Here is a 25,012-nt window from a genome sequence, read left to right on the forward strand (position 1 = left end):
GCCCCAGGCAAGCCCCCGGAACGACTCAGAGGCCGCGCCAGCCCGGCTCGTCCACCCCGCCCGGCACCGCGTCACCCGGCGCGTACGGCTCTCGTGTGAAGACGAAGGACGCCAGGTCGAGGTGGCTCACCCCGCCGTCGGGGCGCCGCACCACGCGGAGCTCCTCCCCCGCGTAGTAGCCGTTCAGCCCGACCCAGCCGCCCTCGGGCAGCGCACGGAAGCGGGCCCGCCGTCCGGCTCCCCTCAGCGGCTCGAGCACCACGGACCGCTCGGGCCCGAGCCGGAGCCCGTAGGAGTACGTGCCCCAGTACCAGGGCCCCGTCAGGGAGAGCAGCTCCTCATCGACCTCGGCCTCCGGAAGGGGGCGCCACGGCTCCGGGAACCTCGGCTCGGCATCCGCCACGATCCGCACGAGGTCGGCCGCCACGGCAGCGGTCAGCGGCCCGGACGTGGCATTGGCGAGGGCGATGCCCGCCAGCCCGTCCTCCACGCTCACCCACAGACACGCGACAAAGCCCGGCAGCGAGCCGGTGTGACCGATCAGGGTCCGGCCGTCCCTGCGCAGCAGTTGGAGACCGAGACCGTAGCCGCCCTCCCAGTCACCCTCGCCGGCGGGAGAGGCCGGAGCCCGCATCTCCTCCACGGAAGCCGCCGCGAGCACCCGATCGTCGCCCGCCGCGAGAAACGCGGCAAACCGGCCGAGGTCCGCCGCCGTCGACCACAGCTGTCCGGCCGGCGCCATCAGCCCCAGGTCCTCGGACGGCTCGGGCAGCATCACATCGGCCCAGGGGTGCACCGCCCAGCCGCCCGCGTGCGGGGCGACCGGGTCGAGCGTCGTACGAGCCATCCCCAACGGCGCCAGGATCTCGCTCCGCAGCGCCTCCGCCCAGGAGACCCCCCGCACCTCCTCGATGAGTGAACCGAGCAGCGTGTAGCCGGGGTTGGAGTAGTGGAAGCCGCGCCCGGGGGACCGGAGGGAGGGCTGCTTCCCCAGGACGTCCGAGAGCTCCGGACGCAGCGCGGCGGAGGACCGCTCCCACCACTGGCCGGGTGTCTCGGCTGCGAGACCGGCGCCGTGACTCAGGAGCTGAGCGATCGTCACCTCGCCGACGCCCGTGCCCTTGAGATGACGCTCCAGTGGATCGTCGAGGGAGAGCAGCCCCTCGTCCCGCAGCCGCATCACCAGGACGGCGGTGAACACCTTGGTGAGGGAGCCGATCCTGAACTGTGTGTCGGCGTCCGGCGCGTGCCCGTCCACGCAGCTGCGCGAACCGCTCCAGACCAGCTCTCCGTCACGGACCACCGCCCCGACGAAGGAGGGGGAACGCCCCTCGGACTGGGCGACCGCCACACGGTGCAGCAGGGCCCTCTCGGTACCGGGCAACAAGGCTTCGAAAGATGTCGTCATAGATCACATCCAACGTGATGTCACATACGAAGCTTCCCGATCCGTCCCATGAACATCACCGGATCGGATCGCAAGGGAGCACGGACATGAAGGTTCTGCTGGCAGGAGCGAGCGGCGCACTGGGCCGGAGCGCCACGCGACAGCTGACCGCCGCCGGGCACGAGGTCGCGGGACTCGGTCGGGGCGCCACGAACACGCTACGTGCCGACCTCCTGGACGCCGACGCCGTCCTCAGAGCCGTGGACGGCCTCGAGTTCGACGTCGTCGTCCACGCGGCGACCGCCCTCAAGGGCGAGTCGCTGGCACGCCACCAGAGCATGGTGCCGACCAACGCCCTGCGGACCCGGGGCACCGAGAACCTGCTCGCCGCCGCCCGCGCGACCGGCGCCCGCCGGTTCGTGGTCGAGTCGATGATGTTCGGCTACGGCTACGGCGACCACGGCACAGGCCTCATCACCGAGCGGAACACCCCCTTCGGCCCGCGCGGCACCAACGCCTGGCTGGAGCGCCACGTCGGCGCGATGCGCGCCAAGGAGCGCATGGCCTTCACCGCCGAGGGACTCGAGGCGATCAGCCTGCGGTTCGGCTTCTTCTACGGCGCCGGGGTCACCGACAAGGACGTCCTCCCCCTGCTGCGCAAGCGCTCCCTGCCCGTGGTCGCCGACCGCGGACGCGCCCTCTCCTGGGTGGACGTCGACGACGCGGCACGGGCCGTCGTCCTCGCCGTGGAGAGCGGCACCCCGGGCCAGGCGTACAACATCGCCGACCGCACGCCGCTCCCCTTCGGCAGGCACGTCCAGGAGGTCGCCGCGGTCTTCGGGACCCCCAAGCCCCTGCGGGTCCCGCTCTGGCTGCTCAAGCCGGCTCCCCTGGCCCACACGGCCATGGCCTCCCAGCTGCGCCTGGACGCGAGCAAGGCCGACCGGGAGCTCGGCTGGTCGCCCACCCACACCGACAGCCTGACGGGCGTACGCGCCCTCGCCTCCGCCCACTCCGCCGCCGCCTGAGGCGGGAAGGCCGCTGTCAGTGGCGTGCTCCGGACGCGAAAGCGGCGCCGTCCGGCGCGCGGCCTCGGGTCAGGTCTGGGCCATGTCCACGAAGCGGGAGTAGTGGCCCTGGAAGGCCACGGTGATCGTGGCCGTCGGGCCGTTACGGTGCTTGCCCACGATGATGTCCGCCTCGCCGGCCCGCGGCGACTCCTTCTCGTAGGCGTCCTCGCGGTGCAGCAGGATCACCATGTCGGCGTCCTGCTCGATCGAGCCGGACTCACGCAGGTCGGAGACCATCGGCTTCTTGTCGGTGCGCTGCTCGGGGCCACGGTTCAGCTGGGAGAGCGCGATCACGGGCAGCTCCAGCTCCTTGGCGAGGAGCTTGAGGTTTCGCGACATGTCGGAGACCTCCTGCTGGCGGCTCTCCTGCCGCTTGGAGCCACCCGACTGCATCAGCTGCAGGTAGTCGATGATCACGAGCTTGAGGCCGTTGCGCTGCTTGAGCCGGCGGCACTTCGCCCGGATCTCCATCATCGAGAGGTTCGGGGAGTCGTCGATGTACAGGGGCGCCTGGGAGACGTCGGGCATACGGCGGGCGAGGCGCGTCCAGTCCTCGTCGGTCATCGTTCCGGAGCGCATGTGGTGGAGCGCGACCCGGGCCTCCGCCGAGAGCAGTCGCATCGCGATCTCGTTGCGGCCCATTTCGAGGGAGAAGATGACGCTGGGCAGGTTGTTCTTGATGGACGCCGCCCGGGCGAAGTCCAGGGCGAGGGTCGACTTACCCATGGCGGGACGGGCCGCGATGATGATCATCTGGCCGGGGTGCAGTCCGTTGGTGAGCGAGTCGAGGTCGCTGAAACCGGTCGGCACACCCGTCATCTCACCGCTGCGGGAGCCGATCGCCTCGATCTCGTCGAGGGCCCCCTCCATGATGTCGCCGAGCGGCAGGTAGTCCTCGGTGGTGCGCTGCTCGGTGACGGCGTAGATCTCGGCCTGGGCCGAGTTCACGATCTCGTCGACGTCTCCGTCGGCCGCGTAGCCCATCTGCGTGATCTTGGTGCCGGCCTCCACGAGGCGGCGCAGGACGGCGCGCTCGTGGACGATCTCGGCGTAGTACGAGGCGTTGGCCGCGGTCGGTACCGACTGGACCAGGGTGTGGAGGTAGGAGGCGCCGCCGACGCGGGTGATCTCGCCGCGCTTGGTGAGCTCGGCGCCGACCGTGATGGGGTCGGCCGGCTCGCCCTTGGCGTAGAGGTCGAGGATCGCGGAGTAGACGGTCTCGTGGGCCGGCTTGTAGAAGTCGTTGCCCTTGATGATCTCCACGACGTCCGCGATGGCGTCCTTGGAGAGCAGCATGCCGCCGAGGACGGACTGCTCGGCGTCGAGGTCCTGCGGGGGGACGCGCTCGAAGCCGGAGAGCCCTCCGTCCCAGGGGCCGTCGGTGCCGCGCTCGTGCTGGTCGTCGCGCCCGCGGCCCCGGCCGCGCCCTTCGCCTCGGCCACGGGTGGGCAGCCGGTCGCTCGGTCCGCTGTCGGCCCAGGGGTCGTCCATGGGCTCGGCAATGCTCACCAAGCCACCTCCTCCCGTCCGCTCCGCGGACCTCGCCGTGCCACTCTTTCCTATGCCACGGCCTTCATCAACAAGTGGCTTCGCGACCGCTGTCGGCGCGTCGGGTGCCGGTCCACGGTAGGCCCGCGAGGGGCGTCAGCCAATCTGGTTATCCACAGGGCCTGTGGGTGAACGCCCAGATGCTGTGGAGAACTCCCCGGATCCTGTGCACGGAGCGGGGGACAGCCATGTGGACAAACTCATAGCACCCCCACCCCCACCCATCTGACCTGCCCTTTTTCCATCCACCACCTGTGGGGGAGAAAAAGTTTTCCACCCGGAGCAAGATCAGAACAAACGGCCCACACCCGAAGCCCCGCACCATCACAAAGTAATGGTCTCTCATCCATTGCATCGCTTACCTGTGGAAGATTAGATTGACCCCATGATCCAGGCCCCCGAGACCTCCAAGGCCGTCCGCCGACAGCACGACCGCGAGATCGTCTCCCTCGCCCTGCCGGCCTTCGGTGCTCTCGTCGCCGAGCCGCTCTTCCTCATGGTCGACAGCGCCATCGTCGGCCACCTGGGTACCCCCCAGCTCGCGGGGCTCGCGATCGCCGCCGCCCTGCTGTCCACCGCCGTCAGCGTCTTCGTCTTCCTCGCCTATGCGACGACGGCGGCCGTCGCCCGACGCGTCGGAGCGGGCGACCTCCGGGCCGCCATCCGGCAGGGCATGGACGGCATCTGGCTCGCGCTCCTCCTCGGAGTCGCCGTCGTCGCCCTGACCCTGCCCACAGCACCCTGGCTCGTCGGCCTCTTCGGCGCCTCCGACACCGCCGCCCCCTACGCCGTGACCTATCTGCGGATCTCCAGCTTCGGCATCCCCGCCATGCTGGTCGTCCTGGCCGCCACCGGCGTCCTGCGCGGCCTCCAGGACACCCGTACACCGCTCTACGTGGCCATCGGCGGCTTCGCCGTCAACGGAGCGCTCAACGTCGGACTGGTCTACGGCGCCGGCCTGGGGATCGCCGGCTCGGCCTGGGGCACGGTCATCGCCCAGTGCGGCATGGCCGTCGCCTACCTCTTCGTGGTCGTTCGGGGCGCCCGGCGCCACGGCGCCTCCCTCCGCCCCGACGCGGCCGGCATCCGCGCCTCCGCCCAGGCCGGTGTCCCGCTTCTCGTCCGTACGCTCTCGCTCCGCGCGGTCCTGTTGATCGCCACGGCCGTCGCAGCCCGGATGGGTGACGCCGAGGTCGCCGCCCACCAGATCATCCTGTCCCTGTGGAGTCTGATGGCCTTCGCCCTCGACGCGATCGCCATCGCGGGCCAGGCCATCATCGGGCGCTATCTGGGCGCCGACGACTCCGAGGGAGCACGCCAGGTCTGCCGCCGCATGGTCCAGTGGGGTGTGCTCTCCGGAGTGGTGCTCGGCGCGCTGCTCATCGTCGCCCGCCCCCTGTTCGTCCCGCTCTTCACCAGCGACGCCACCGTCCAGGACACCCTGCTGCCCGCCCTGCTGGTGGTCGCGCTGTCCCAGCCGATCTCCGGGGTGGTCTTCGTCCTCGACGGCGTCCTCATGGGCGCGGGCGACGGCCCCTATCTGGCCTGGGCCATGCTGCTGACCCTCGCGGTCTTCGCGCCGGTCGCCCTGCTGGTTCCCGTGCTCGGTGGTGGGCTGACCGCCCTCTGGTGGGCGATGACCCTGATGATGACGGTCCGGATGGTGACGCTCTGGCTCCGCTCGCGCTCGGGCCGCTGGATCGTCACGGGCGCTACGCGCTGAACGGTTCACGCCGGCTGTTCACGCCGACCGTTTCACGTGAAACGGCGGAAGGGCCGCACCCCGAGGGGTGCGGCCCTTCCTCACTGCTGAGCGCAGACTGCCAAGGGCAGCGTTACGCGGCGACGACCTCGACGCCGAGCTTCGCGGCAACCTCGGGGTGCAGACGCACGGAGACCTGGTGCGAGCCCAGGGTCTTGATCGGCGAACCGAGCTCGACGCGACGCTTGTCGACGTCGGGGCCACCCGCGGTCTTGATCGCCGAGGCGATGTCGGCCGGGGTCACGGAGCCGAAGAGACGGCCGGCGTCGCCGGAGCGAACGGCCAGGCGCACCTTCGTGCCCTCGAGCTTGGCCTTGATCTCGTTGGCCTGCTCGATGGTCGCGATCTCGTGGATCTTGCGGGCGCGGCGGATCTGTGCCACGTCCTTCTCGCCACCCTTGGTCCAGCGGATCGCGAAACCACGCGGGACCAGGTAGTTGCGAGCGTAGCCGTCCTTGACGTCGACGACGTCGCCGGCGGCGCCGAGGCCAGAGACCTCGTGGGTCAGGATGATCTTCATTTTTCGGTCACCCTTTCCTTATCGCGCGGTGGACGTGTAGGGCAGCAGCGCCATCTCACGGCTGTTCTTGACGGCCGTGGCGACGTCACGCTGGTGCTGCGTGCAGTTGCCGGTGACGCGGCGGGCACGGATCTTGCCGCGGTCGGAAATGAACTTCCGCAGCATGTTCGTGTCCTTGTAGTCCACGTACTGGGTCTTGTCCTTGCAGAAAGCGCAGACCTTCTTCTTAGGCTTGCGCACAGGCGGCTTCGCCATGGTGTTTCTCCTGTGTGATCAAGAAGTGGGGATACGAGCTGCTTCGAGGGCGCAGGCCCTAGAAGGGAGGCTCGTCCGAGTAGCCGCCGCCGGAGCTTCCACCCCAGCCACCGCCTCCGCCGCCCTGCTGGCCGCCGGAACCGCCGGAACCGCCAGAAGGAGCACCGGTCGCCCACGGGTCGTCGGCGGGAGCACCGCCGCCACCCTGCGGGACACCGCCGCCGGAGTTTCCACCCCAGCTGCCGCCGCCCTGCTGCTGGCCACCGCCGCCGTAGCCGCCCTGACCGCCCTGGCCACCGCGACCGGTGGTCTTGGTGACCTTGGCCGTGGCGTTCTTGAGGCTGGGGCCGACTTCCTCGACGTCCAGCTCGTAGACCGTGCGCTTGACGCCCTCACGGTCCTCATAGGACCGCTGCTTCAGCCGGCCCTGCACGACAACGCGCATGCCTCGCTGAAGCGACTCGGCGACGTTCTCCGCCGCCTGACGCCAGACCGAGCAGGTGAGGAAGAGGCTCTCGCCGTCCTTCCACTCGTTGGTCTGACGGTCGAAGGTGCGGGGGGTGGACGCGATACGGAACTTCGCGACCGCCGCACCGGACGGGGTGAAGCGCAGCTCGGGGTCGTCGACAAGATTGCCGACGACCGTGATGACGGTCTCGCCTGCCATGGGGGAACCTCTCGGCGGGATTGCTTCTGGCTGCTTGTAGCTACTCGAACCCGATGACCTCTGAGCTAGAAGCTCAGTGGGTCTCGGGGCGGAGGACCTTGGTCCGGAGGACCGACTCGTTCAGGTTCATCTGGCGGTCGAGCTCCTTGACGACCGCAGGCTCGGCCTGCAGGTCGATGACCGAGTAGATGCCCTCGGGCTTCTTCTTGATCTCGTACGAGAGACGACGACGGCCCCAGGTGTCGACCTTCTCGACCTTTCCGTTGCCCTCACGGACGACGGAGAGGAAGTTCTCGATCAGGGGAGCGACAGCGCGCTCCTCCAGATCGGGGTCGAGGATGACCATCACCTCGTAGTGACGCATGTGGAACCCACCTCCTTTGGACTCAGCGGCCACGGTCGTTCCGTGGCAGGAGGGTCGTGATGCGTAAGCAACGGTATCCGCCGCCACTGACAATCCCCCTCGACGAGCGAGGGGCACCGTCGGGATCCAGGACGGACCTGGGCAGACACCGGTGCAGACCGTACAGAGTACCCGCACATCGGCCTGCGGTTGAAATTCACCGGTGAGGGGACGCAATCTGTACACAACGGATGTCGGCGGCGCTAAGATGCGCCGCCGTCCGGCAGGCACGCCAGGAGGTGCCCTCATGGCACAGGCAATGCGACCCGACCCCGGCCACTCCCTCTTCGCGACCGACGGCAAGCCCCACCCCCTCCAGGACACGCTCGTCGGCGTGACGCTGGCGCTGGGAGTCCTCGCCTTCGTCACCGCCCAGTTCCACAGCCTCCATCTGCTGAGTTCGTGGGCGGGGCTGATCGGCATCCTGACCGGGGCCTACGGACAGTTCATCTCCGTGACGACCCGCGAGCGCTTCGCGCTGATCGTCGGACTCGGCGCGGCGGCGGTGGGCTTCTATCTCGGCATGGCCCACGGCGGTCTCTTCGGCGGGGTCATCAGCTGAGTCCGGCGGCGCGTCGGGGCACACACGCCCATTCGGGGCGCTCCCCGGTCACAGTAGGCTTCGGCGCGAGAGCCGGAGCCCCTGACCGATGGGGACACACCTGCCGAGGAGCGCCCCGCATGAGCCTGACCCTGAGGACCATCAGCCGCGAGCAGCATCTGGGATTCATCCAGAGCCAGCCCGCCGCGAGCCACTGCCAGGTCCCGGCGTGGGCTGACGTGAAGACCGAGTGGCGCTCGGAGAACCTCGGTTGGTTCGACAAGAACGGCGAGCTCGTCGGCGCCGGCCTGGTGCTCTACCGCCAGCTCCCGAAGATCAAGCGCTACCTCGCCTATCTGCCCGAGGGCCCGGTCATCAACTGGCACGCGCCCAACCTCGACGACTGGCTGCAGCCGATGCTGGCGCACCTCAAGCAGCAGGGCGCCTTCTCGGTGAAGATGGGCCCGCCGGTCGTCATCCGCCGCTGGGACGCCGCCGCCATCAAGTCCGGCATCCAGGACCCGGACGTGAAGCGCCTCAAGGACGTCGAGGCGACTCACATCGAGCCGCGTGCCTTCGAAGTCGCGGACCGGCTGCGGAAGATGGGCTGGCAGCAGGCCGAGGACGGCGGCGCCGGCTTCGGCGACGTCCAGCCCCGGTACGTCTTCCAGGTCCCCCTCGCGAACCGCTCGCTCGACGACGTCCTCAAGGGCTTCAACCAGCTGTGGCGCCGCAACATCAAGAAGGCCGAGAAGGCCGGCGTCGAGGTCGTCCAGGGCGGCTACGAGGACCTGGCCGAGTGGCAGCGGCTCTACGAGATCACGGCCGTCCGCGACCACTTCCGGCCGCGCCCGCTCTCGTACTTCCAGCGCATGTGGACCGTCCTCAACAACGAGGACCCCAACCGCATGCGGCTCTACTTCGCGCGTCACGACGGCGTGAACCTGTCCGCCGCGACCATGCTCGTCGTCGGTGGGCACGTCTGGTACTCCTACGGCGCCTCCGACAACATCGGCCGCGAGGTCAGGCCTTCGAACGCGATGCAGTGGCGGATGCTGCGCGACGCCTACGCGATGGGCGCGACCGTCTACGACCTGCGGGGCATCTCTGACTCGCTCGACGAGACGGACCACCTCTTCGGGCTCATCCAGTTCAAGGTGGGCACGGGCGGCGAGGCCGTCGAGTACGTCGGCGAGTGGGACTTCCCGCTGAACAAGCTGCTGCACAAGGCGCTCGACATCTACATGTCGCGCCGCTGAGCGGCGTCGCTTCGGCGACGGTTCCGTAGTCTCGTACATATCTTTGATACACCGCTGCCACCAGAAAGGTTCCGGGCCGGCCATGGCGCTCTCCCTCTACGTCGACACCGCTCGCTGGCGCGCGCACCAGAAGACGGTCATCGACCAGTTCCCCGGTCTGATCCCGGTCTGCAAGGGCAACGGCTACGGCTTCGGGCACGAGCGCCTCGCCGACGAGGCCGCCCGCTTCGGCGCCGACATGCTCGCGGTCGGCACCACCTACGAAGCCGCGCGCATCAAGGACTGGTTCAGCGGCGACCTGCTGGTCCTCACCCCCTTCCGCCGGGGTGAGGAACCGGTTCCGCTGCCCGACCGGGTCATCCGCTCCGTCTCGTCCGTCGACGGCGTCCACGCCCTGGTGGGTGCCCGCGTCGTGATCGAGTGCATGAGCTCGATGAAGCGGCACGGCGTCCACGAGGAGGAGCTCCACCAGCTGCACTCCGCCATCGAGGACGTGCGGCTCGAGGGCTTCGCTCTCCACCTCCCGCTGGACCGCCCGGACGGCACCGACGCCGTCGAGGAGGTCATCGGCTGGATGGACCGGCTGCGGACGGCCCGTCTGCCGCTGCACACCATGTTCGTGAGCCACCTGCGGGCCGCGGAACAGGCCCGGCTCCAGCAGCAGTTCCCGCAGACCCGCTTCCGGGCGCGGATCGGGACCCGGCTCTGGCTGGGCGACCACGAGGCCACCGAGTACCGGGGCGCCGTCCTCGACGTGACCCGGGTCGCCAAGGGGGACCGGTTCGGCTACCGCCAGCAGAAGGCCGCGTCGGACGGATGGCTGGTCGTCGTCGCCGGCGGCACCTCGCACGGCGTGGGCCTGGAGGCCCCCAAGGCGATGCACGGCGTGATGCCGCGCGCCAAGGGTGTCGCGCGGGCCGGTCTGGCCACGGTCAACCGCAACCTGTCGCCGTTCGTCTGGGCGGGCAAGCAGCGCTGGTTCGCCGAGCCGCCGCACATGCAGGTGTCGATCCTGTTCGTGCCTTCCGACGCGCAGGAACCCCACGTCGGCGACGAGCTGGTGGCGCATCTGCGCCACACCACCACGCAGTTCGACCGGATCGTGGAGCGCTGACCCGGTCGACCACGTTCACCCCCGGGAGCCCTGCTCTCCGGGGGTGTCTCGTTCCCCGTCCTCGCCCTGTTCCCCGTCCTCGTCCTGTTCCCCGTCCTCGCCCTGTTCCACGCCCTGTTCCACGCCCTGTTCCACGCCCTGTTCCACGCCCTGTTCCACGCCCGCGGGCGTACCCCACTCCACCCGCGGCCCCACCGCCGCCGGCGCGGCGTGCCGGGCCGGGTGTGCCGCCCGGCCCGTGACGAAGACGTCCTCGGCGCCGTCCAGGACGCCCCCCGAGGGGTCGTCCGAGCCGTCCTGCCGGACCGGGTCCTTCTCGGGCATGAGGATGTCGCGTACGACCACGGCGCACAGGTACAGCGTGCCGGCCAGGTGCAGCACGATCGCGAACTGGTAGCCGTCGACCGGCAGGCCCTGCTTGTTCCCGCTGTTCATGAACGCCAGGTACATCCAGATCCCCAGGAAGTACATGACCTCGCACGCCTGCCAGATCAGGAAGTCGCGCCAGCGCGGCCGGGCGAGGGCCGCGAGCGGGACGAGCCACAGCACGTACTGCGGTGAGTAGACCTTGTTGGTCAGGACGAACGCGGCGACGACCAGGAAGGCCAGCTGGACGAAGCGGGGCCTGCGGGGAGCGTTGAACGCCAGGAACCCGAGGGCGACCACCGCGACCACCATGAGCATCAGCGCGTACAGGTTGGCCTTGTCCGGCGTGATCGAGATGCCCGCCCGCTGGCTGATCAGCAGCCAGACCGAACCGAAGTCGACGTTCCGGTCACGGCTGAAGAGGTAGAACTGCTTCCACCCCTCGGGGGCCATCAGCATCACGGGCAGGTTCACGACCAGCCACGCGCTGACCGCGCCGAGCACGGCCGTCCCGTACTCCCGCCACTTCCCCGCGCGCCAGCAGAGCAGCAGCAGCGGGACGAGGAGCAGTATCGGGTAGAACTTCGCGGCCGTGGCGAGGCCGAGCAGGATGCCGAAGCCGAGCGGCCGGCCGCGCGACCACAGGAGGACCGCGGCGGAGGTCAGCGCGACGGCCAGTATGTCCCAGTTGATCGTGGCGGTGAGCGCGACGGAGGGGGCCAGGGCGACCAGCAGGCCGTCCCAGGGGCGGCGCCGGTGCGTCCGCGCCACACAGACCGCGAGGACGGCGGCGCAGACCATCAGCATGCCCGCGTTGACCATCCAGAACGTCTGCTCGCGGTGGTCCATGGTGCCGCTGCCGGGTGTCACCCAGGCCGCGACCTCCATGAACAGGCCCGTCAGGACCGGGTACTCCAGAAACGGTATGTCGCCGCTCAGCCGGTCGAAGTAGGGGACCAGGCCGTCGGCGAACCCGCGCCCGGAGAAGAGGTGCGGGATGTCCGAGTAACAGGCGTGGGTGTACTGCGAGGTGGTGCCCCGGAACCAGGCCCAGTTGTAGCAGGGCAGTTTCTGCACCATGCCGAGCGCGAACATCCCGATGGCCACGAGGGCGATCACCCGCACCGGCGTGAACTGGCCGCCGCCGATCTGGGCACGGCGGCCGAAGGGACCGCCGATCAGCTCGCTGCCCGCGGCGGCCACCTCGTCCCGGTGGGTGGGGATGACCGCCGGCGGGCCCTGCGGCCGGTCCTGCGGCTCGCGCGTCTTCTGGAGGCTCGGCATGGGGGACATCCTGCCGTACGTCCCTGGCAAAACGGCGAGGGCCGCCGCGTCCGGTCCGTACGGAAGGTACGGACGGACGCGACGGCCCTCGCCGCGTGCGCTGCCCCGGTTAGGGCGCGGCCTGGATCAGGGGGTCCAGGCCCCCTCCACGCCACCGGGTTTGCCGTTCCCGGTGTCCGGGTTCCCCGTTGTCGCCGAGCCGGTCGGCGTCGGCGCGTCCGACGTGGTCGGCGGCGCGGTCGTCGGTTCACCCGTACTGCCGCCCGGGCCGCCACCGGGGTTGTTGCAGTCGAAGTCCCAGACGCTGCAGGTCGGCTTGCCCGGCTTCGACGGCCTCTGGGCCGGGGCAGTCGTCGTCGCGGTGGCCGGGGGAGTCGTCGCAGGCGCCGTCGTCGGCGTCGCCGAGGTCTCGGTGGGCGTCGGGGTGGCCGACGGCGTCGGCGTCGGGCTGGTGGCGCCACCGCCGAAGACCGCCTTGGCGTCCTCCAGCTTCTCGGGCTCGGGGAACTTCACGTCCGGCATGCCCGCGACGGCTTCCGTCATGTAGTCGTTCCAGATCTGCGAGGGGAACGACGAACCGTGGATTGTGTCCTTGCCACCGGTGCCGTACATCTTCTCGAACTCGCGGTTCTTCTTCGTCTCGTCGTCGTCGTACCGGTACATGTCGATGGCGGTCGACAGCTGCGCGGTGTAGCCCACGAACCAGGCCGACCGGTTGCCGTCGGTCGTACCGGTCTTGCCGGCCACGGCGCGGCCCGGGATCGCGGCGTTGTTACCGGTGCCCTCGGGGTCCTCCACGACGTCCCGGAGGACGTCGGTGACGTTGCTGGCGATGGCCGACGAGAAGGCCGTCTCGGGCTTGGCCTTGTGGGTGTAGATGGTCTTGCCGCCCTCGACCACCTTCGTCACCGAGAACGGCTCGTTCCGCTCACCGTTGTTGGCGAAGGTGGCGTAGGCGCCGGCCATCCGGATCGCGCTCGGGCTGGAGATACCGAGGGAGAAGGAGGGCACCTCGCCCTTGACCAGGGAGTCCTCGCGAAGGCCGGCGAGGACGGCGGCCTCGCGGACCTTGTCGATGCCGATGTCCATGCCGAGCTGCACGTACGGCGAGTTGGCCGACTTGATCATGGCCCGGCGAAGGGTCATGGGGCCGTAGCTCTGGTCGCCGTCATTGGTCTGGAGCCACTCGTCGCCCTTCTCGTTCTCCCAGATCTCGCCCCTGTAGTCCCGGATCTTCAGCTTGTTCTTGCCGGAGTAACGGCTCTTGTCCGGGTCCACGATCGTGCGGGAGGACGCGTCCTGGACCGCACCGAGCTCCGGGTCCCGGACGCCGTCCTTCATCGCGGCGGCCAGCACGAAGGGCTTGAAGGTCGATCCGACCTGGGCACCGGTCGTGTCGGCGTTGTTGGTGAAGTGCTTGGTGGCGTCCTGGCCGCCGTAGATCGCGACGAGCTCGCCGGTCTTCACGTCGACGGAGGCGCCACCGAACTGGACGTTGGTGTCCTTCGTCGGCCGCTTCTCCGGGTCGATGTTCTCGTCGTAGACCTTCTTGACCGCCTTCTCGAGCTCGTCCACCTTCTTCTTCTCGAAGGTGGTGTAGATCTCGTAGCCGCCGCGCTCCAGCTCCTTGGTGCCGATGCCCTCGGTGTTGTTGTTGATGAAGTTCGCCTTGGCCGTGCTGACGAGGTAGCCGATCTGGCCGGACAGCGCCGCGTCCTGCTTGCGCTTCTGGACCTTGGGGAAGGTCGTGTACTTGGCGCGCTCCTCGGCGGTGATCTTCTTGTCCTTGACCATCTCGTCGAGGATCCAGCTCCACCGCTCGGTGGCCCTGACGAGGTTCTTCTGGGGCGTGGCCTCGGGGTCGATCTCGGGATAGCCGGCGGGGTCGTAGTACGTCGCGCCCTTCAGGACGGCGGCGAGCAGCGCCGACTCACTGGCGTTGAGGCGCTTGGCGTCCTTGTTGAAGTACGCGCGAGAAGCCGCCTGAATGCCGTAGGCGCCGCGCCCGTAGTACGCGGTGTTCAGATAGCCCGCCATGATGACGGGCTTCTCGTACTCGTTGCCGACCTTCATGGAGATGAAGAGTTCCTTCACCTTCCGGGTGACGGTCTGCGACTGGTCGTTGAGGCGGTTGTTCTTCACGTACTGCTGGGTGATCGTCGAACCGCCCTGGGTCTCGCCGCCCTTGGCCATGTTCCACACGGCGCGGCCGATACCCATCGGGTCGATGCCCGAGTCGGTCCAGAAGGTCTTGTTCTCGGCCGAGACCACGGCCTCCTGCATGACCCTCGGGATCTGCTCGATGCCGACGATCTGGCGGTTGGTGCCGCTGCCGGTCGCGACCATGCGCGAGCCGTCTTTCCAGTAGTAGATGTTGTTCTGCGACGTCGCGGTCGCGTCTTCCTTCGGGACGACCACGTTGGAGTACGCGAAGACCGCGCCGCCCATCAGCACGCCGACGAACACCAGGAACGTGCCCGTCACGAGCTTCCACGAGGGCAGCCAGCGACGCCAGCCGTACTTGTCGTAGCGCGGGTAGTCGATGATCCGCTTCTTGCCCGGCGGACGACCGCCGGAGCCGCGCCCCGGACCACTGCCGCGACCGCCACCGCCGCCGCCACCACCACGCCGTCCTCCGCCAGGACCGGCTGGATCACCGGGACCACCGGGGCCGGCTTCGGCACCCCGTCGACGGCTGCCGCGCTGGGCGGCCCGCCGGGCCTCCGCTCGACCGCCGTAGGGGCGCTGCTCCTCCCCATGGGAAGAGGGCGGCCCGTACGAGGCCGAAGGGGCTCCCCTACCGGCATCCTGTGCCGGGACCGACCTGCGGCCCACCGGCTGCTGGGCAGCGCGTCGTACCGCCGCGCGACCACCTGCCGGCGGTTCCTGCGGCGACATTCTGCGACGATGCTCGCTCATCGAACGACTACTCCTCGGGCAGGCGCGTACGCCTGGAAGCGGCAGTTGAGTTCCGGTCCCCCCGAAATGCGCACGGACGGAAGCCCATCGGAGGCCCCTCCGTACCGCAGCCGGTCACCCGCAGCACTGACGCCCCGCGGCATCGCTTGGTTCCCGGTGGTCTGCATGCCGCACAGACTACGCACGGCCAAAACCCACGTAGGGCCGGAGTTCACCCCAAATCAGGCAAGTCGATCGCTATGAATTGACGATGTGACGCCGGTCACGGCGGTCCCACTTGTCGAGACAGAGAGGCCGTTCTATCGTGCTGATGTATCGAGTCGATACATCAGCACGGCATAGGGGTCCCGAGAAGCGGAGGAGGCGACGGATGAGCAGGCGCTCAGGCATCCTCGAGTTCGCCGTTCTCGGCCTGCTCCGCGAGGCCCCGATGCACGGGTACGAGCTGCGGAAGCGCCTCAACACCTCGCTGGGGGTCTTCCGTGCCTTCAGCTACGGGACGCTGTATCCCTGCCTCAAGACGCTGGTCACCAACGGCTGGTTGATCGAGGAACCGGGAAGCGCCCCCGAGGAGGCTCTCGCCGCTTCACTCGCAGGACGCCGGGCCAAGATCGTCTACCGGTTGACACCGGAAGGTAAGGAGCACTTCGAGGAGCTCCTCACCCACACCGGCCCCGACGCCTGGGAGGACGAGCACTTCGCCGCCCGCTTCGCCTTCTTCGGCCAGACCGAACGCGAAGTACGGATGCGGGTGCTCGAAGGCCGCCGCAGCCGGCTGGAGGAGCGTCTGGAGAAGATGCGCGCCTCCCTGGCCCGGACCCGCGAGCGACTCGACGACTACACGCTCGAGCTGCAGCGCCACGGTATGGAGTCCGTGGAGCGCGAGGTGCGCTGGCTGAACGAGCTCATCGAGAGCGAGCGGGCGGGGCGGGATCAGCGATCCGGCCCCGACACCTCCGCTCAGCACGACAACGATTCTGGAGAAACGGGCGGCCTGCCCCGGCACGGGGGCAGTACCCGGCCGGATCCGTCCGACGACACCGCCAAGTGAAACCCTGCTCACAGCAGGGCTTCCACGATCACAACAGGGAGCAACCGGAAATGGGTTCGGTTCGCGTAGCCATCGTCGGCGTGGGCAACTGCGCCGCCTCGCTGGTCCAGGGCGTCGAGTACTACAAGGACGCCGACCCGGCGGCCAAGGTGCCCGGCCTGATGCACGTCCAGTTCGGCGACTACCACGTCGGTGACGTCGAGTTCGTCGCCGCCTTCGACGTCGACGCGAAGAAGGTCGGCCTCGACCTCTCCGACGCCATCGGCGCCAGCGAGAACAACACCATCAAGATCTGCGACGTCCCGAACGCGGGCGTCACGGTTCAGCGTGGTCACACGCTCGACGGTCTCGGTAAGTACTACCGCATGACCATCGAGGAGTCCGCCGAGGAGCCGGTCGACGTCGTCCAGATCCTCAAGGACCGCCAGGTCGACGTTCTCGTCTGCTACCTGCCCGTGGGCTCCGAGGCCGCTGCGAAGTTCTACGCGCAGTGCGCCATCGACGCCAAGGTCGCGTTCGTCAACGCTCTCCCGGTCTTCATCGCCGGCACCAAGGAGTGGGCGGACAAGTTCACCGAGGCGGGCGTCCCGATCGTCGGCGACGACATCAAGTCGCAGGTCGGCGCGACCATCACGCACCGCGTGATGGCGAAGCTGTTCGAGGACCGCGGTGTCCGTCTTGAGCGCACCATGCAGCTCAACGTCGGCGGCAACATGGACTTCAAGAACATGCTCGAGCGCGACCGCCTCGAGTCCAAGAAGATCTCGAAGACGCAGGCCGTCACCTCGCAGATCCCGGACCGCGAGCTGGGCGAGAAGAACGTCCACATCGGCCCGTCGGACTACGTGGCCTGGCTGGACGACCGCAAGTGGGCGTACGTGCGCCTTGAGGGCCGCGCCTTCGGTGACGTTCCGCTGAACCTCGAGTACAAGCTCGAGGTGTGGGACTCCCCGAACTCCGCAGGTGTCATCATCGACGCCCTGCGCGCCGCGAAGATCGCCAAGGACCGCGGCATCGGCGGCCCCATCCTCTCCGCGTCGAGCTACTTCATGAAGAGCCCGCCGGTCCAGTACTTCGACGACGAGGCCCTGGCCAACGTCGAGAAGTTCATCAAGGGTGAGGTCGAGCGCTAAGCGCCGCACGCTTGTCGAAGAGGGTCCCCGCGGCGCTGCCCGGGGGCCCTCTTCGTATGTGAGTCTTGCTGCCATGTCCGTCGTACGTGATCTGCGCGTACTCCTGCGCCTGACGAACTTCCGCCGCCTGCTCGCCGTCCGGCTGCTCTCCCAGTGCGCCGACGGTGTCTACCAGGTGGCACTGGCCACGTACGTCGTCTTCTCCCCCGAGAAGCAGACCTCGCCCACCGCCATCGCCTCCGCCATGGCCGTGCTCCTGCTCCCGTACTCGTTCGTCGGCCCCTTCGCCGGGGTTTTCCTCGACCGCTGGCAGCGCCGCCAGGTCTTTCTGTACGGAAACCTCCTGCGGGCCCTGCTCGCCTGCGGGACCGCCGTGCTCGTCGTCGCTTCCGTCCCCGACTGGTTCTTCTACGCCTCCGCGCTCTCCGTCACGGCGGTCAACCGCTTCGTGCTCGCGGGGCTCTCGGCCGCACTCCCACGCGTCGTCGACGAGGAACGGCTGGTCGTGGCGAACTCGCTCTCACCCACGGCCGGCACGCTGGCGGCGACCCTCGGGGGTGGTCTGGCCTTCGGTGTCCGGCTGATCGCCGGCGACTCCGACGCGGCCGTGGTGGCCTTCGGGGCCGCGCTCTACCTCCTGTCCGCCCTCGCCTCCCTGCGGATGCCCCGCGGCCTCCTCGGCCCCGATCAGGAGGTCGCTCCGCAGCGTCTCTCCACGGCCCTGGCCTCCACGGCCCGAGGACTGGTCGAGGGGCTGCGGCACCTGGCCGAGCGAAGGCCGGCCGCCAGGGCCTTGGCCGCGGTGGGCCTGATGCGCTTCTGCTACGGCGCTCTGCTCGTCACCGTGCTGATGCTGAGCCGCTACGCCTGGAGCACCACGGAGTCCGAGGGTCTCGGCCTCCTGGGGATCGCCGTCGCCGCTTCGGGGGCCGGGTTCTTCGCGGCCGCCCTCCTCTCCCCCTGGGCCGTGGGACGACTGGGCCCCTTCGGTTGGATGACCCTGTGCGCCGGGCTCGCCGCCGTTCTGGTCCCGGCACTCGGCCTGTTCTTCGACCCGGCCCCCTTCCTCGTCGCTGCCTTCGTCCTCGGACTCATCACCCAGGGAACCAAGATCGCGACGGACACAGTGGTGCAGACGACCGTCGACGACGCCTACCGGGGGCGGGTCTTCTCCCTCTACGACGTGCTGTTCAACGTCGCTTTCGTGAGCGCGGCGGGCATCGCCGCGCTGATGCTGCCCGCGGACGGCCGTTCCCCCCTGCTGGTCGTTCTGGTCGCCCTGGTCTACACGGCGATCGCACTGACACTGCGAAGGGAACGCACGGAGGGGTGATGTTTCACGTGAAACACCACCCCTCCACGGCATCACTGCCTCGGTCTCGATCGGGTGGGCGTTTCACGTGAAACATCGACCCGCTCGACGACCCGGCTCGTCTCAGTCGCGCGCCGCCCACCACTCCTTGAGCGCCGCGATCGCCTGGTCGTGCTCCATCGGGCCGTTCTCCAGCCGGAGCTCCAGCAGGAACTTGTACGCCTGGCCGATGGCCGGACCGGGCCCGATCCCGAGGGTCTCCTGAATCTGGTTGCCGTCCAGGTCGGGACGGATCGCGTCCAGTTCCTCCTGCTCCTGGAGCTGGGCGATCCGCTCCTCCAGGCCGTCATAGGTGCGGGAGAGCGCCGTCGCCTTGCGCTTGTTGCGCGTGGTGCAGTCGGAACGGGTCAGCTTGTGGAGCCGCGAGAGCAGCGGACCGGCGTCGCGGACGTAGCGGCGCACCGCGGAGTCGGTCCACTCACCGTCCCCGTAACCGTGGAAGCGGAGGTGCAGCTCGACCAGCCGAGAGACATCCTTGGTCATCTCGTTGGAGTACTTCAGCGCGGTCATGCGCTTCTTGGTCATCTTCGCGCCCACCACCTCGTGGTGGTGGAACGAGACCCGGCCGTCCTTCTCGAAGCGACGGGTGCGCGGCTTGCCGATGTCGTGGAGCAGGGCGGCGAGACGCAGCACCAGGTCGGGGCCGTCCTCCTCCAGGTCGATCGCCTGGTCGAGCACGGTCAGCGAGTGCTCGTAGACGTCCTTGTGCCGGTGGTGCTCGTCGCTCTCCAGGCGCAGTGCGGGCAGCTCGGGCATGACGTGGTCGGCGAGACCCGTGTCCACGAGCAGCCCGAGGCCCTTCCGGGGCTGGGTCGAGAGCAGCAGCTTGTTGAACTCCTCCCTGACCCGCTCGGCGGAGACGATCTCGATCCGGCCGGACATGTCACGCATCGCCGCGACGACCTCGGGTGCCACCTCGAAGTCCAGCTGGGCGGCGAACCTCGCGGCCCGCATCATGCGCAGAGGATCGTCGGAGAAGGACTCCTCGGGAGTACCCGGCGTCCGCAGGATCCGGGCGGCGAGGTCTTCCAGACCGCCGTACGGATCGATGAACTCCTTCTCGGGGAGGGCCACGGCCATGGCGTTGACGGTGAAGTCACGCCGGACGAGGTCCTGGTCGATGGAGTCGCCGTAGGAGACCTCGGGCTTCCGAGAGGTCCGGTCGTACGCCTCGGAGCGGTACGTCGTGACCTCGATCTGGTAGCCGTCCTTCTGCGAGCCGACCGTCCCGAAAGCGATCCCGACCTCCCAGACGGAGTCGGCCCATGGGCGGACGATCTTCAGGACGTCCTCGGGGCGGGCGTCGGTGGTGAAGTCTAGGTCGTTGCCGAGCCGGCCGAGCAGGGCATCCCGTACCGAGCCGCCGACCAGCGCAAGGCTGAACCCGGCCTCCTGGAAACGGCGGGCAAGGTCGTCGGCGACAGGGGACACGCGCAGCAGTTCGCTGACCGCGCGGCGTTGCACCTGGCTCAGTGCGGTCGGGGTGTCTTCGTTGGCGTTCGGCACAACAGAAAAGGGTACGTGCCCCGGTCCACCGCGGCGTCCCCGTTTCCTGGCGGGCCGCTCGCACGCCCCCATCGGCTGGAGCAGTCCCCGGCACCTGCTCCCAGCGTGCCTCGTTACCATGCCTGGACACAGCAACCGGGAACCATCGACACCACTGGCACCACAGACAACGACGAGGATGGGCGAACGCGTGGGCGAGGCGGCAGACATTCAGGGAACCGGTCCCTCACCTGCCCGCCAATGGCTGCGGCGCACCGTCACGGTCGCCTTCGGCGCACCGCTCCTCGCCGGGCTGCTCCAGGCCCCGACCGCCCCGTCGGCGGACGCAGCGGCGGACGCCACCGTCTCCAAGACCGTCGACGTGTCCCTCGACGCGCTGTCTCCGAGCGCACCCGTGGAAGGCGACACGGTCACCGTCTCGGGCACGGTCACCAACAGGGGCAAGAAGACCATCACCGACGCGACCGTGGATCTGCGGGTCGGCCCGATGATGACGAGCCGCAGCGAGATCGAGCAGGCGGCGGACCGCACCGGCTACCGGAGCGACAGCGACCCCGCACCGCTCGACGGGGCCCCCACCGCCAAGATCCCCCGCCTCGGCGCGGGGCTCAGCACGGACTTCTCCCTCTCGATCCCGGTCTCCGAACTCGGCCTCGACGAGTCGGGCGTCTACCAGCTGGGCGTCTCCCTCACCGGCCAGACCTCGGACCAGCGCTACGACCGGGTGCTCGGCATCGAGCGGACCTTCCTGCCGTACCAGCCGGAGGCCACCGCGAAGAAGACCCAGCTGACCTACCTCTGGCCGCTGATCTCCTCGTCCCACGTCTCGGCGGAGACGGCCACGGACGACCAGCAGACCCCCGTCTTCGAGGACGACGCTCTGGCCGCCGAGCTGCGTCCGGGCGGCCGCCTGGAGCAGATGGTCTCGCTGGGCAAGGATCTGCCGGTGACCTGGGTGATCGACCCGGACCTGCTGGCCACCGTCGACGCCATGGCCAACGGCTACCGCGTCAAGGACGGCACGGCCCATGTCCCAGGCAAGAACAAGGCCGCGGCCGAGCAGTGGCTGAACGCCCTGCAGAAAGCGGTCCAGGGGCACAAGATCGTCGCCCTGCCGTTCGCCGACCCCGACCTCGCCTCCCTGGCGCATCGCGGCAAGGATGTCCCGGGTTCCTTGGGACACCTCCAGTCGGCGACCTCGCTCGCGGCGGTGACCGTCGAGACGGTCCTCCAGGTCCAGCCGTCCACCGACTTCTCCTGGCCCGTGGAAGGGGCCGTCGATCCCTCGATCGTGGCAGTCGCCACCTCGGCCGGCGCCAACAAGGTGATCGCCCGCAGCGACAGCGTCCGCGACGACCTCTCCTACACGCCGACGGCGGCCCGCCCCCTGGGCAACGGCAGCACCACGGCCGTCGTGAGCGACGCGCTCCTGTCCACCGCCTTCGAGGGCGACATGGTCCGCACGGAGAACTCCACCCTCGCGGTCCAGGAGTTCCTCGCGCAGTCGCTCGCGATCACCCTCGAACAGCCCGAGCAGCAGCGCAGCGTCGTGGTCGCCCCGCAGCGGGTACCGACCGCCCCCCAGGCGCAGACCATGGCGGCCGCCCTGCGCGACCTGTCCGCCCGGCGCTGGAGCCAGCCGATCGACCTCCTCGCGGCCGCCGCGGCCAAGCCGGACCCGGACGCCTCCACCGCGGTGCCCAGCGGCTCCCGGTACCCGAAGCGGCTGCGCGACCGGGAACTGCCGGTCCAGACCTTCCGTGACATGAAGACCACCCGCGACGAACTGGACGACTTCAAGGTCGTCCTGACTCAGCCCGAACGTGTCGTGACCCCGTTCGGCAACGCGATCAACCGCGAGATGTCCATCTCCTGGCGCGGTCAGGCCCGAGGGGCCGCGGTCTACCGGAACGACGTCCTGCGGTACCTGCAGGACCTCACCGAGGGCATCCAGCTGGTCGACAAGTCGGACCTCATGCTGTCCGGCCGCAGCGCGACGATCCCCGTGACCGTCCAGAACCAGTTGCTGCAGGGCGTGGACGATCTGGTGCTGCGCCTCACGTCCGGCAACGGAAGCCGGCTGGAGCTGAACGGCAGGACCTCGGCCGAACTCCCCGTGAAGATCAACGCCGGGCACAGCCAGTCGGTGAAGTTCACCGCCTCGGCCAACGTCAACGGCCAGGTCCCGGTGACCGCCCAGCTCTACACCGTGGACGGCACCCCGTACGGGCAGCCGATGACCTTCACCGTGAAGGTCTCCGAGATCACCCCCACGGTGATGCTGGTGATCGCCGGCGGCGTGCTGCTGCTCGTCCTCGCCGGCGTGCGGATGTACAGCCAGCGCAAGCGGGTCGCCGCCAGGAAGGCCGAGACCGAAGCCGAAGAGGCGCAGGCCGAGGAGTCCGCGGCCGAGGCCGAGGAGTCCACGTCGGGCACGGAACCGGTACCGGAGACGCCGGACGGCGCGGGCGGAGAACCCGAGCAGCCGAGTGACCCGACACCGGACACCGGGCCCGAAAGCGGTGACCCGTCGGGCACGGGTGAGAAAGTGGACCGTTGAGCGATGTCGTGGCCGGTCGGCCGGGGACGATGAGGTGGGGTAACCATGAACGCGCCGTACGACGGTGACCGCGGCCAGGGTGCGGGCGGCACCTCGCCGTCCGGTGGGACGCCCACGGCACCCCCTGGTTCCGGGTACCCACCGGTGCCGCCCTCCCTTCAGCAGGGCGTCCCCGCCCCGCACGGGCAGGACCCCTACGCACAGGACCCCTACGTCCAGGACGTCTTCGCCCACGACCCGTACCAGGCCCAGGACCTCTCCGCGCAGGACCCGGTGACCGAGGCGCTCTACGACCGCGCCGCGCACCCCCCGCCGCCGCCCGGCACCTACCAGGAGCCCCAGCCGCTCTACCAGCAGCCCGCCGCGCCCCAGCACGCCCCGGACCCCCGCGTGTGGGCGCAGACCCCGCCGCCCGAGCCCGAGGGCCCCTCGCGTCACCTGCCGTACGGCGACGACGCCCGCACGGTGCAGTTCACCGGCGTCGACGACCTGGTGACCCACGCCGGCGAGGAGCAGCCCGAACCGGACGCGTTCGCCCACCTCTACCGGGATCAGCAGATGCCCGGCCAGGTGCCCCCGCCCGCCACGGAGCCGGACCCCATGCCCGTTCCCGCCCCCGCGCCGAAGAAGTCCGGCCGCGCCTCCGGGCTGCTCAAGTCGAGCGCCGTGATGGCGGCCGGCACCCTGGTCTCCCGGCTCACCGGCTTCGTCCGCAGCCTCGTGATCACCGGAGCGCTCGGCGCCGCACTGCTCGGTGACACCTTCACGATCGCCTACACCCTGCCGACGATGATCTACATCCTCACCGTCGGCGGTGGCCTCAACTCGGTCTTCGTCCCCCAGCTCGTCCGCTCCATGAAGAACGACGAGGACGGCGGTGAGGCGTACGCCAACCGTCTGCTCACCCTCGTGATGGTGGCGCTCGGCCTGATCGTGGTGGCGGCCGTCCTCGCCGCACCCGTCCTGGTCCGGCTGATGTCGAACACGATCGCCGACGACGCCGCGGCCAACAGCGTGGCCGTGACCTTCGCCCGCTACTGCCTGCCCACGATCTTCTTCATGGGCGTGCACGTGGTGATGGGCCAGATCCTCAACGCCCGCGGCAAGTTCGGCGCGATGATGTGGACGCCGGTCCTCAACAACATCGTCATGATCGTCACGTTCGGCCTGTTCATCTGGGTCTACGGCACCTCCGCCGAGTCCCAGATGGGTGTCCAGACCATTCCTGACGAGGGCATCCGCCTGCTCGGCATCGGCACCCTCCTCGGGCTCGTCGTGCAGGCCCTGGCGATGATCCCGTACCTCCGCGAGACGGGCTTCCGCTTCCGGCCCCGCTTCGACTGGAAGGGCCACGGGCTCGGCAAGACGGTGAAGCTCGCCAAGTGGACCGTCCTCTTCGTCCTCGCCAACCAGGCGGGCGTCCTGGTCGTCACCCAGCTCGCCACGGCCGCCGGCCAGGAGTCGGGGAAGAACGGCGCCGGTTTCCTCGCCTACTCCAACGCCCAGTTGATCTGGGGCATGCCGCAGGCCATCATCACCGTCTCCGTCATGGCCGCGCTGCTGCCGCGGATCTCCCGTGCCGCCCACGACAACGACCCCGGCGCCGTCCGTGACGACATCTCGCAGGGCCTGCGCAACTCGGCCGTCGCGATCGTCCCGGTCGCCTTCGCCTTCCTGGCACTCGGCGTCCCGATGTGCACCCTGCTCTACGCCTCCAGCGGCGTCGAGGCCGCCCAGGGCATGGGCTTCATCCTGATGGCCTTCGGACTCGGCCTGATCCCCTACTCCGTCCAGTACGTCGTGCTCCGCGGCTTCTACGCCTACGAGGACACCCGGACGCCCTTCTACAACACGGTCATCGTCGCCGCCGTGAACGCGGCCGCCTCGGCGCTCTGTTACGTCCTCCTGCCCCCGCAGTGGGCCGTCGTCGGCATGGCCGCCTCCTACGGCCTCGCGTACGCCGTCGGCGTCGGCATCGCGTGGCGTCGCCTGCGCAACCGTCTCGGCGGCGACCTGGACGGCACCCAGGTGATGCGGACCTACGCGCGGCTCTGCATGGCCTCCGTGCCCGCGGCGATCGTCGCCGGCGCCGTCGGCTTCGGCCTGTTGAAGCTTCTCGGCGAAGGCGCCCTCGGTTCCCTCGTCGCCCTGTTCGTCGGCGGAGCCGTCCTCCTGGGTGTCTTCTTCGTCGCGGCCAAGCGCATGCGGATCGCGGAACTGAACACCCTGGTCGGCATGGTGCGGGGACGCCTCGGACGCTGAATCGACGGCCCCGCACAACCCTCGGTGGGGACC

Annotated in this window: 19 protein-coding genes; 10 read left to right on the forward strand and 9 right to left on the reverse strand. The window is 69.3% G+C overall.

Annotated features, from left to right (window positions below; genetic code table 11):
• Positions 1 to 25: 25 nt before the first annotated feature.
• Positions 26 to 1,408 carry a serine hydrolase domain-containing protein gene (locus ACWFR1_RS08440; protein ID WP_453547994.1) on the reverse strand — a complete coding sequence of 461 codons (1,383 nt, stop codon included), beginning with the start codon at positions 1,406 to 1,408 and terminating at the stop codon, positions 26 to 28.
• 86 nt (positions 1,409 to 1,494) lie between these two features.
• On the opposite strand from ACWFR1_RS08440, the gene ACWFR1_RS08445 reads away from it, so the two are divergent.
• Positions 1,495 to 2,415 (forward strand): NAD-dependent epimerase/dehydratase family protein, encoded by a 921-nt coding sequence (locus ACWFR1_RS08445; protein ID WP_453547996.1) that lies wholly within the window; start codon positions 1,495 to 1,497, stop codon positions 2,413 to 2,415.
• Between the two features lie 69 nt (positions 2,416 to 2,484).
• Here ACWFR1_RS08445 and dnaB read toward each other — a convergent pair whose 3' ends face one another.
• The gene (dnaB, locus tag ACWFR1_RS08450; RefSeq protein ID WP_453547998.1) at positions 2,485 to 3,966 is read right to left on the reverse strand and encodes a replicative DNA helicase; all 1,482 of its coding nucleotides are present in this window, start codon (positions 3,964 to 3,966) and stop codon (positions 2,485 to 2,487) included.
• Between the two features lie 424 nt (positions 3,967 to 4,390).
• Here dnaB and ACWFR1_RS08455 point away from each other — a divergent pair, with 424 nt between their 5' ends.
• Positions 4,391 to 5,728 (forward strand): MATE family efflux transporter, encoded by a 1,338-nt coding sequence (locus ACWFR1_RS08455; RefSeq protein ID WP_453548000.1) that lies wholly within the window; start codon positions 4,391 to 4,393, stop codon positions 5,726 to 5,728.
• Positions 5,729 to 5,840: 112 nt separating this feature from the next.
• Here the strand turns inward: ACWFR1_RS08455 and rplI are convergent, their stop codons facing one another.
• From rplI to rpsF, 4 genes are all read right to left on the reverse strand, one after another.
• A complete protein-coding gene (gene rplI, locus ACWFR1_RS08460; protein ID WP_453548002.1) occupies positions 5,841 to 6,287 on the reverse strand; it encodes a 50S ribosomal protein L9 in 447 nt (148 codons plus the stop codon).
• 18 nt (positions 6,288 to 6,305) lie between these two features.
• A complete protein-coding gene (gene rpsR, locus ACWFR1_RS08465) occupies positions 6,306 to 6,542 on the reverse strand; it encodes a 30S ribosomal protein S18 (RefSeq protein ID WP_003967857.1) in 237 nt (78 codons plus the stop codon).
• 58 nt (positions 6,543 to 6,600) lie between these two features.
• Entirely contained in the window at positions 6,601 to 7,209 is a 609-nt protein-coding gene (locus tag ACWFR1_RS08470; RefSeq protein ID WP_453548005.1) for a single-stranded DNA-binding protein, read from the reverse strand.
• Between the two features lie 73 nt (positions 7,210 to 7,282).
• Complete coding sequence (rpsF, locus tag ACWFR1_RS08475; RefSeq protein ID WP_005482942.1) at positions 7,283 to 7,573, reverse strand: 30S ribosomal protein S6; 291 nt, start codon at positions 7,571 to 7,573, stop codon at positions 7,283 to 7,285.
• A gap of 286 nt (positions 7,574 to 7,859) precedes the next feature.
• Here rpsF and ACWFR1_RS08480 point away from each other — a divergent pair, with 286 nt between their 5' ends.
• The 3 genes from ACWFR1_RS08480 to ACWFR1_RS08490 all read left to right on the forward strand — a co-directional run bounded on the left by ACWFR1_RS08480 (position 7,860) and on the right by ACWFR1_RS08490 (position 10,526).
• Entirely contained in the window at positions 7,860 to 8,174 is a 315-nt protein-coding gene (locus ACWFR1_RS08480) for a hypothetical protein (protein ID WP_453548009.1), read from the forward strand.
• A 119-nt stretch (positions 8,175 to 8,293) separates the two neighbouring features.
• A complete protein-coding gene (locus ACWFR1_RS08485) occupies positions 8,294 to 9,412 on the forward strand; it encodes a lipid II:glycine glycyltransferase FemX (RefSeq protein ID WP_453548011.1) in 1,119 nt (372 codons plus the stop codon).
• 82 nt (positions 9,413 to 9,494) lie between these two features.
• Complete coding sequence (locus ACWFR1_RS08490) at positions 9,495 to 10,526, forward strand: alanine racemase (protein ID WP_453548013.1); 1,032 nt, start codon at positions 9,495 to 9,497, stop codon at positions 10,524 to 10,526.
• 15 nt (positions 10,527 to 10,541) lie between these two features.
• Here ACWFR1_RS08490 and ACWFR1_RS08495 read toward each other — a convergent pair whose 3' ends face one another.
• Positions 10,542 to 12,176, reverse strand: a complete 1,635-nt coding sequence (locus tag ACWFR1_RS08495) for a glycosyltransferase family 87 protein (RefSeq protein ID WP_453548016.1) — start codon at positions 12,174 to 12,176, stop codon at positions 10,542 to 10,544.
• A gap of 126 nt (positions 12,177 to 12,302) precedes the next feature.
• The gene (locus tag ACWFR1_RS08500) at positions 12,303 to 15,095 is read right to left on the reverse strand and encodes a transglycosylase domain-containing protein (RefSeq protein WP_453548018.1); all 2,793 of its coding nucleotides are present in this window, start codon (positions 15,093 to 15,095) and stop codon (positions 12,303 to 12,305) included.
• A gap of 370 nt (positions 15,096 to 15,465) precedes the next feature.
• On the opposite strand from ACWFR1_RS08500, the gene ACWFR1_RS08505 reads away from it, so the two are divergent.
• The 3 genes from ACWFR1_RS08505 to ACWFR1_RS08515 all read left to right on the forward strand — a co-directional run bounded on the left by ACWFR1_RS08505 (position 15,466) and on the right by ACWFR1_RS08515 (position 18,612).
• Positions 15,466 to 16,146: a helix-turn-helix transcriptional regulator gene (locus ACWFR1_RS08505; protein ID WP_453548021.1), complete on the forward strand. Its 681-nt coding sequence runs from the start codon at positions 15,466 to 15,468 to the stop codon at positions 16,144 to 16,146.
• Between the two features lie 50 nt (positions 16,147 to 16,196).
• On the forward strand, positions 16,197 to 17,279 hold the full coding sequence (locus ACWFR1_RS08510) for an inositol-3-phosphate synthase (RefSeq protein ID WP_453548024.1): 1,083 nt from the start codon (positions 16,197 to 16,199) through the stop codon (positions 17,277 to 17,279).
• 73 nt (positions 17,280 to 17,352) lie between these two features.
• Positions 17,353 to 18,612, forward strand: coding sequence for an MFS transporter (locus ACWFR1_RS08515; protein ID WP_453548027.1), 1,260 nt, complete (start codon positions 17,353 to 17,355; stop codon positions 18,610 to 18,612).
• Between the two features lie 102 nt (positions 18,613 to 18,714).
• Here the strand turns inward: ACWFR1_RS08515 and ACWFR1_RS08520 are convergent, their stop codons facing one another.
• On the reverse strand, positions 18,715 to 20,157 hold the full coding sequence (locus tag ACWFR1_RS08520) for a CCA tRNA nucleotidyltransferase (protein WP_453548029.1): 1,443 nt from the start codon (positions 20,155 to 20,157) through the stop codon (positions 18,715 to 18,717).
• A 190-nt stretch (positions 20,158 to 20,347) separates the two neighbouring features.
• Between ACWFR1_RS08520 and ACWFR1_RS08525 the strand changes: the two genes are divergently transcribed.
• Both ACWFR1_RS08525 and murJ read left to right on the forward strand, forming a co-directional pair.
• On the forward strand, positions 20,348 to 22,717 hold the full coding sequence (locus ACWFR1_RS08525) for a DUF6049 family protein (RefSeq protein WP_453548215.1): 2,370 nt from the start codon (positions 20,348 to 20,350) through the stop codon (positions 22,715 to 22,717).
• A gap of 45 nt (positions 22,718 to 22,762) precedes the next feature.
• Positions 22,763 to 24,979, forward strand: a complete 2,217-nt coding sequence (murJ, locus tag ACWFR1_RS08530; RefSeq protein ID WP_453548031.1) for a murein biosynthesis integral membrane protein MurJ — start codon at positions 22,763 to 22,765, stop codon at positions 24,977 to 24,979.
• Positions 24,980 to 25,012: the final 33 nt, after the last annotated feature.

The sequence above is a fragment of the Streptomyces sp. NPDC055103 genome, from assembly GCF_053607625.1.

What these genes read in the sequence shown, in the direction of transcription:
- ACWFR1_RS08440 (WP_453547994.1), bottom strand. Translation starts at nt 1,408, where the DNA reads ATGACGACATCTTTCGAAGCCTTGTTGCCCGGTACCGAGAGGGCCCTG.
- ACWFR1_RS08445 (WP_453547996.1), top strand. Translation starts at nt 1,495, where the DNA reads ATGAAGGTTCTGCTGGCAGGAGCGAGCGGCGCACTGGGCCGGAGCGCC.
- ACWFR1_RS08455 (WP_453548000.1), top strand. Translation starts at nt 4,391, where the DNA reads ATGATCCAGGCCCCCGAGACCTCCAAGGCCGTCCGCCGACAGCACGAC.
- rplI (WP_453548002.1), bottom strand. Translation starts at nt 6,287, where the DNA reads ATGAAGATCATCCTGACCCACGAGGTCTCTGGCCTCGGCGCCGCCGGC.
- rpsR (WP_003967857.1), bottom strand. Translation starts at nt 6,542, where the DNA reads ATGGCGAAGCCGCCTGTGCGCAAGCCTAAGAAGAAGGTCTGCGCTTTC.
- ACWFR1_RS08470 (WP_453548005.1), bottom strand. Translation starts at nt 7,209, where the DNA reads ATGGCAGGCGAGACCGTCATCACGGTCGTCGGCAATCTTGTCGACGAC.
- rpsF (WP_005482942.1), bottom strand. Translation starts at nt 7,573, where the DNA reads ATGCGTCACTACGAGGTGATGGTCATCCTCGACCCCGATCTGGAGGAG.
- ACWFR1_RS08480 (WP_453548009.1), top strand. Translation starts at nt 7,860, where the DNA reads ATGGCACAGGCAATGCGACCCGACCCCGGCCACTCCCTCTTCGCGACC.
- ACWFR1_RS08485 (WP_453548011.1), top strand. Translation starts at nt 8,294, where the DNA reads ATGAGCCTGACCCTGAGGACCATCAGCCGCGAGCAGCATCTGGGATTC.
- ACWFR1_RS08490 (WP_453548013.1), top strand. Translation starts at nt 9,495, where the DNA reads ATGGCGCTCTCCCTCTACGTCGACACCGCTCGCTGGCGCGCGCACCAG.
- ACWFR1_RS08495 (WP_453548016.1), bottom strand. Translation starts at nt 12,176, where the DNA reads ATGCCGAGCCTCCAGAAGACGCGCGAGCCGCAGGACCGGCCGCAGGGC.
- ACWFR1_RS08500 (WP_453548018.1), bottom strand. Translation starts at nt 15,095, where the DNA reads ATGAGCGAGCATCGTCGCAGAATGTCGCCGCAGGAACCGCCGGCAGGT.
- ACWFR1_RS08505 (WP_453548021.1), top strand. Translation starts at nt 15,466, where the DNA reads ATGAGCAGGCGCTCAGGCATCCTCGAGTTCGCCGTTCTCGGCCTGCTC.
- ACWFR1_RS08510 (WP_453548024.1), top strand. Translation starts at nt 16,197, where the DNA reads ATGGGTTCGGTTCGCGTAGCCATCGTCGGCGTGGGCAACTGCGCCGCC.
- ACWFR1_RS08515 (WP_453548027.1), top strand. Translation starts at nt 17,353, where the DNA reads ATGTCCGTCGTACGTGATCTGCGCGTACTCCTGCGCCTGACGAACTTC.
- murJ (WP_453548031.1), top strand. Translation starts at nt 22,763, where the DNA reads ATGAACGCGCCGTACGACGGTGACCGCGGCCAGGGTGCGGGCGGCACC.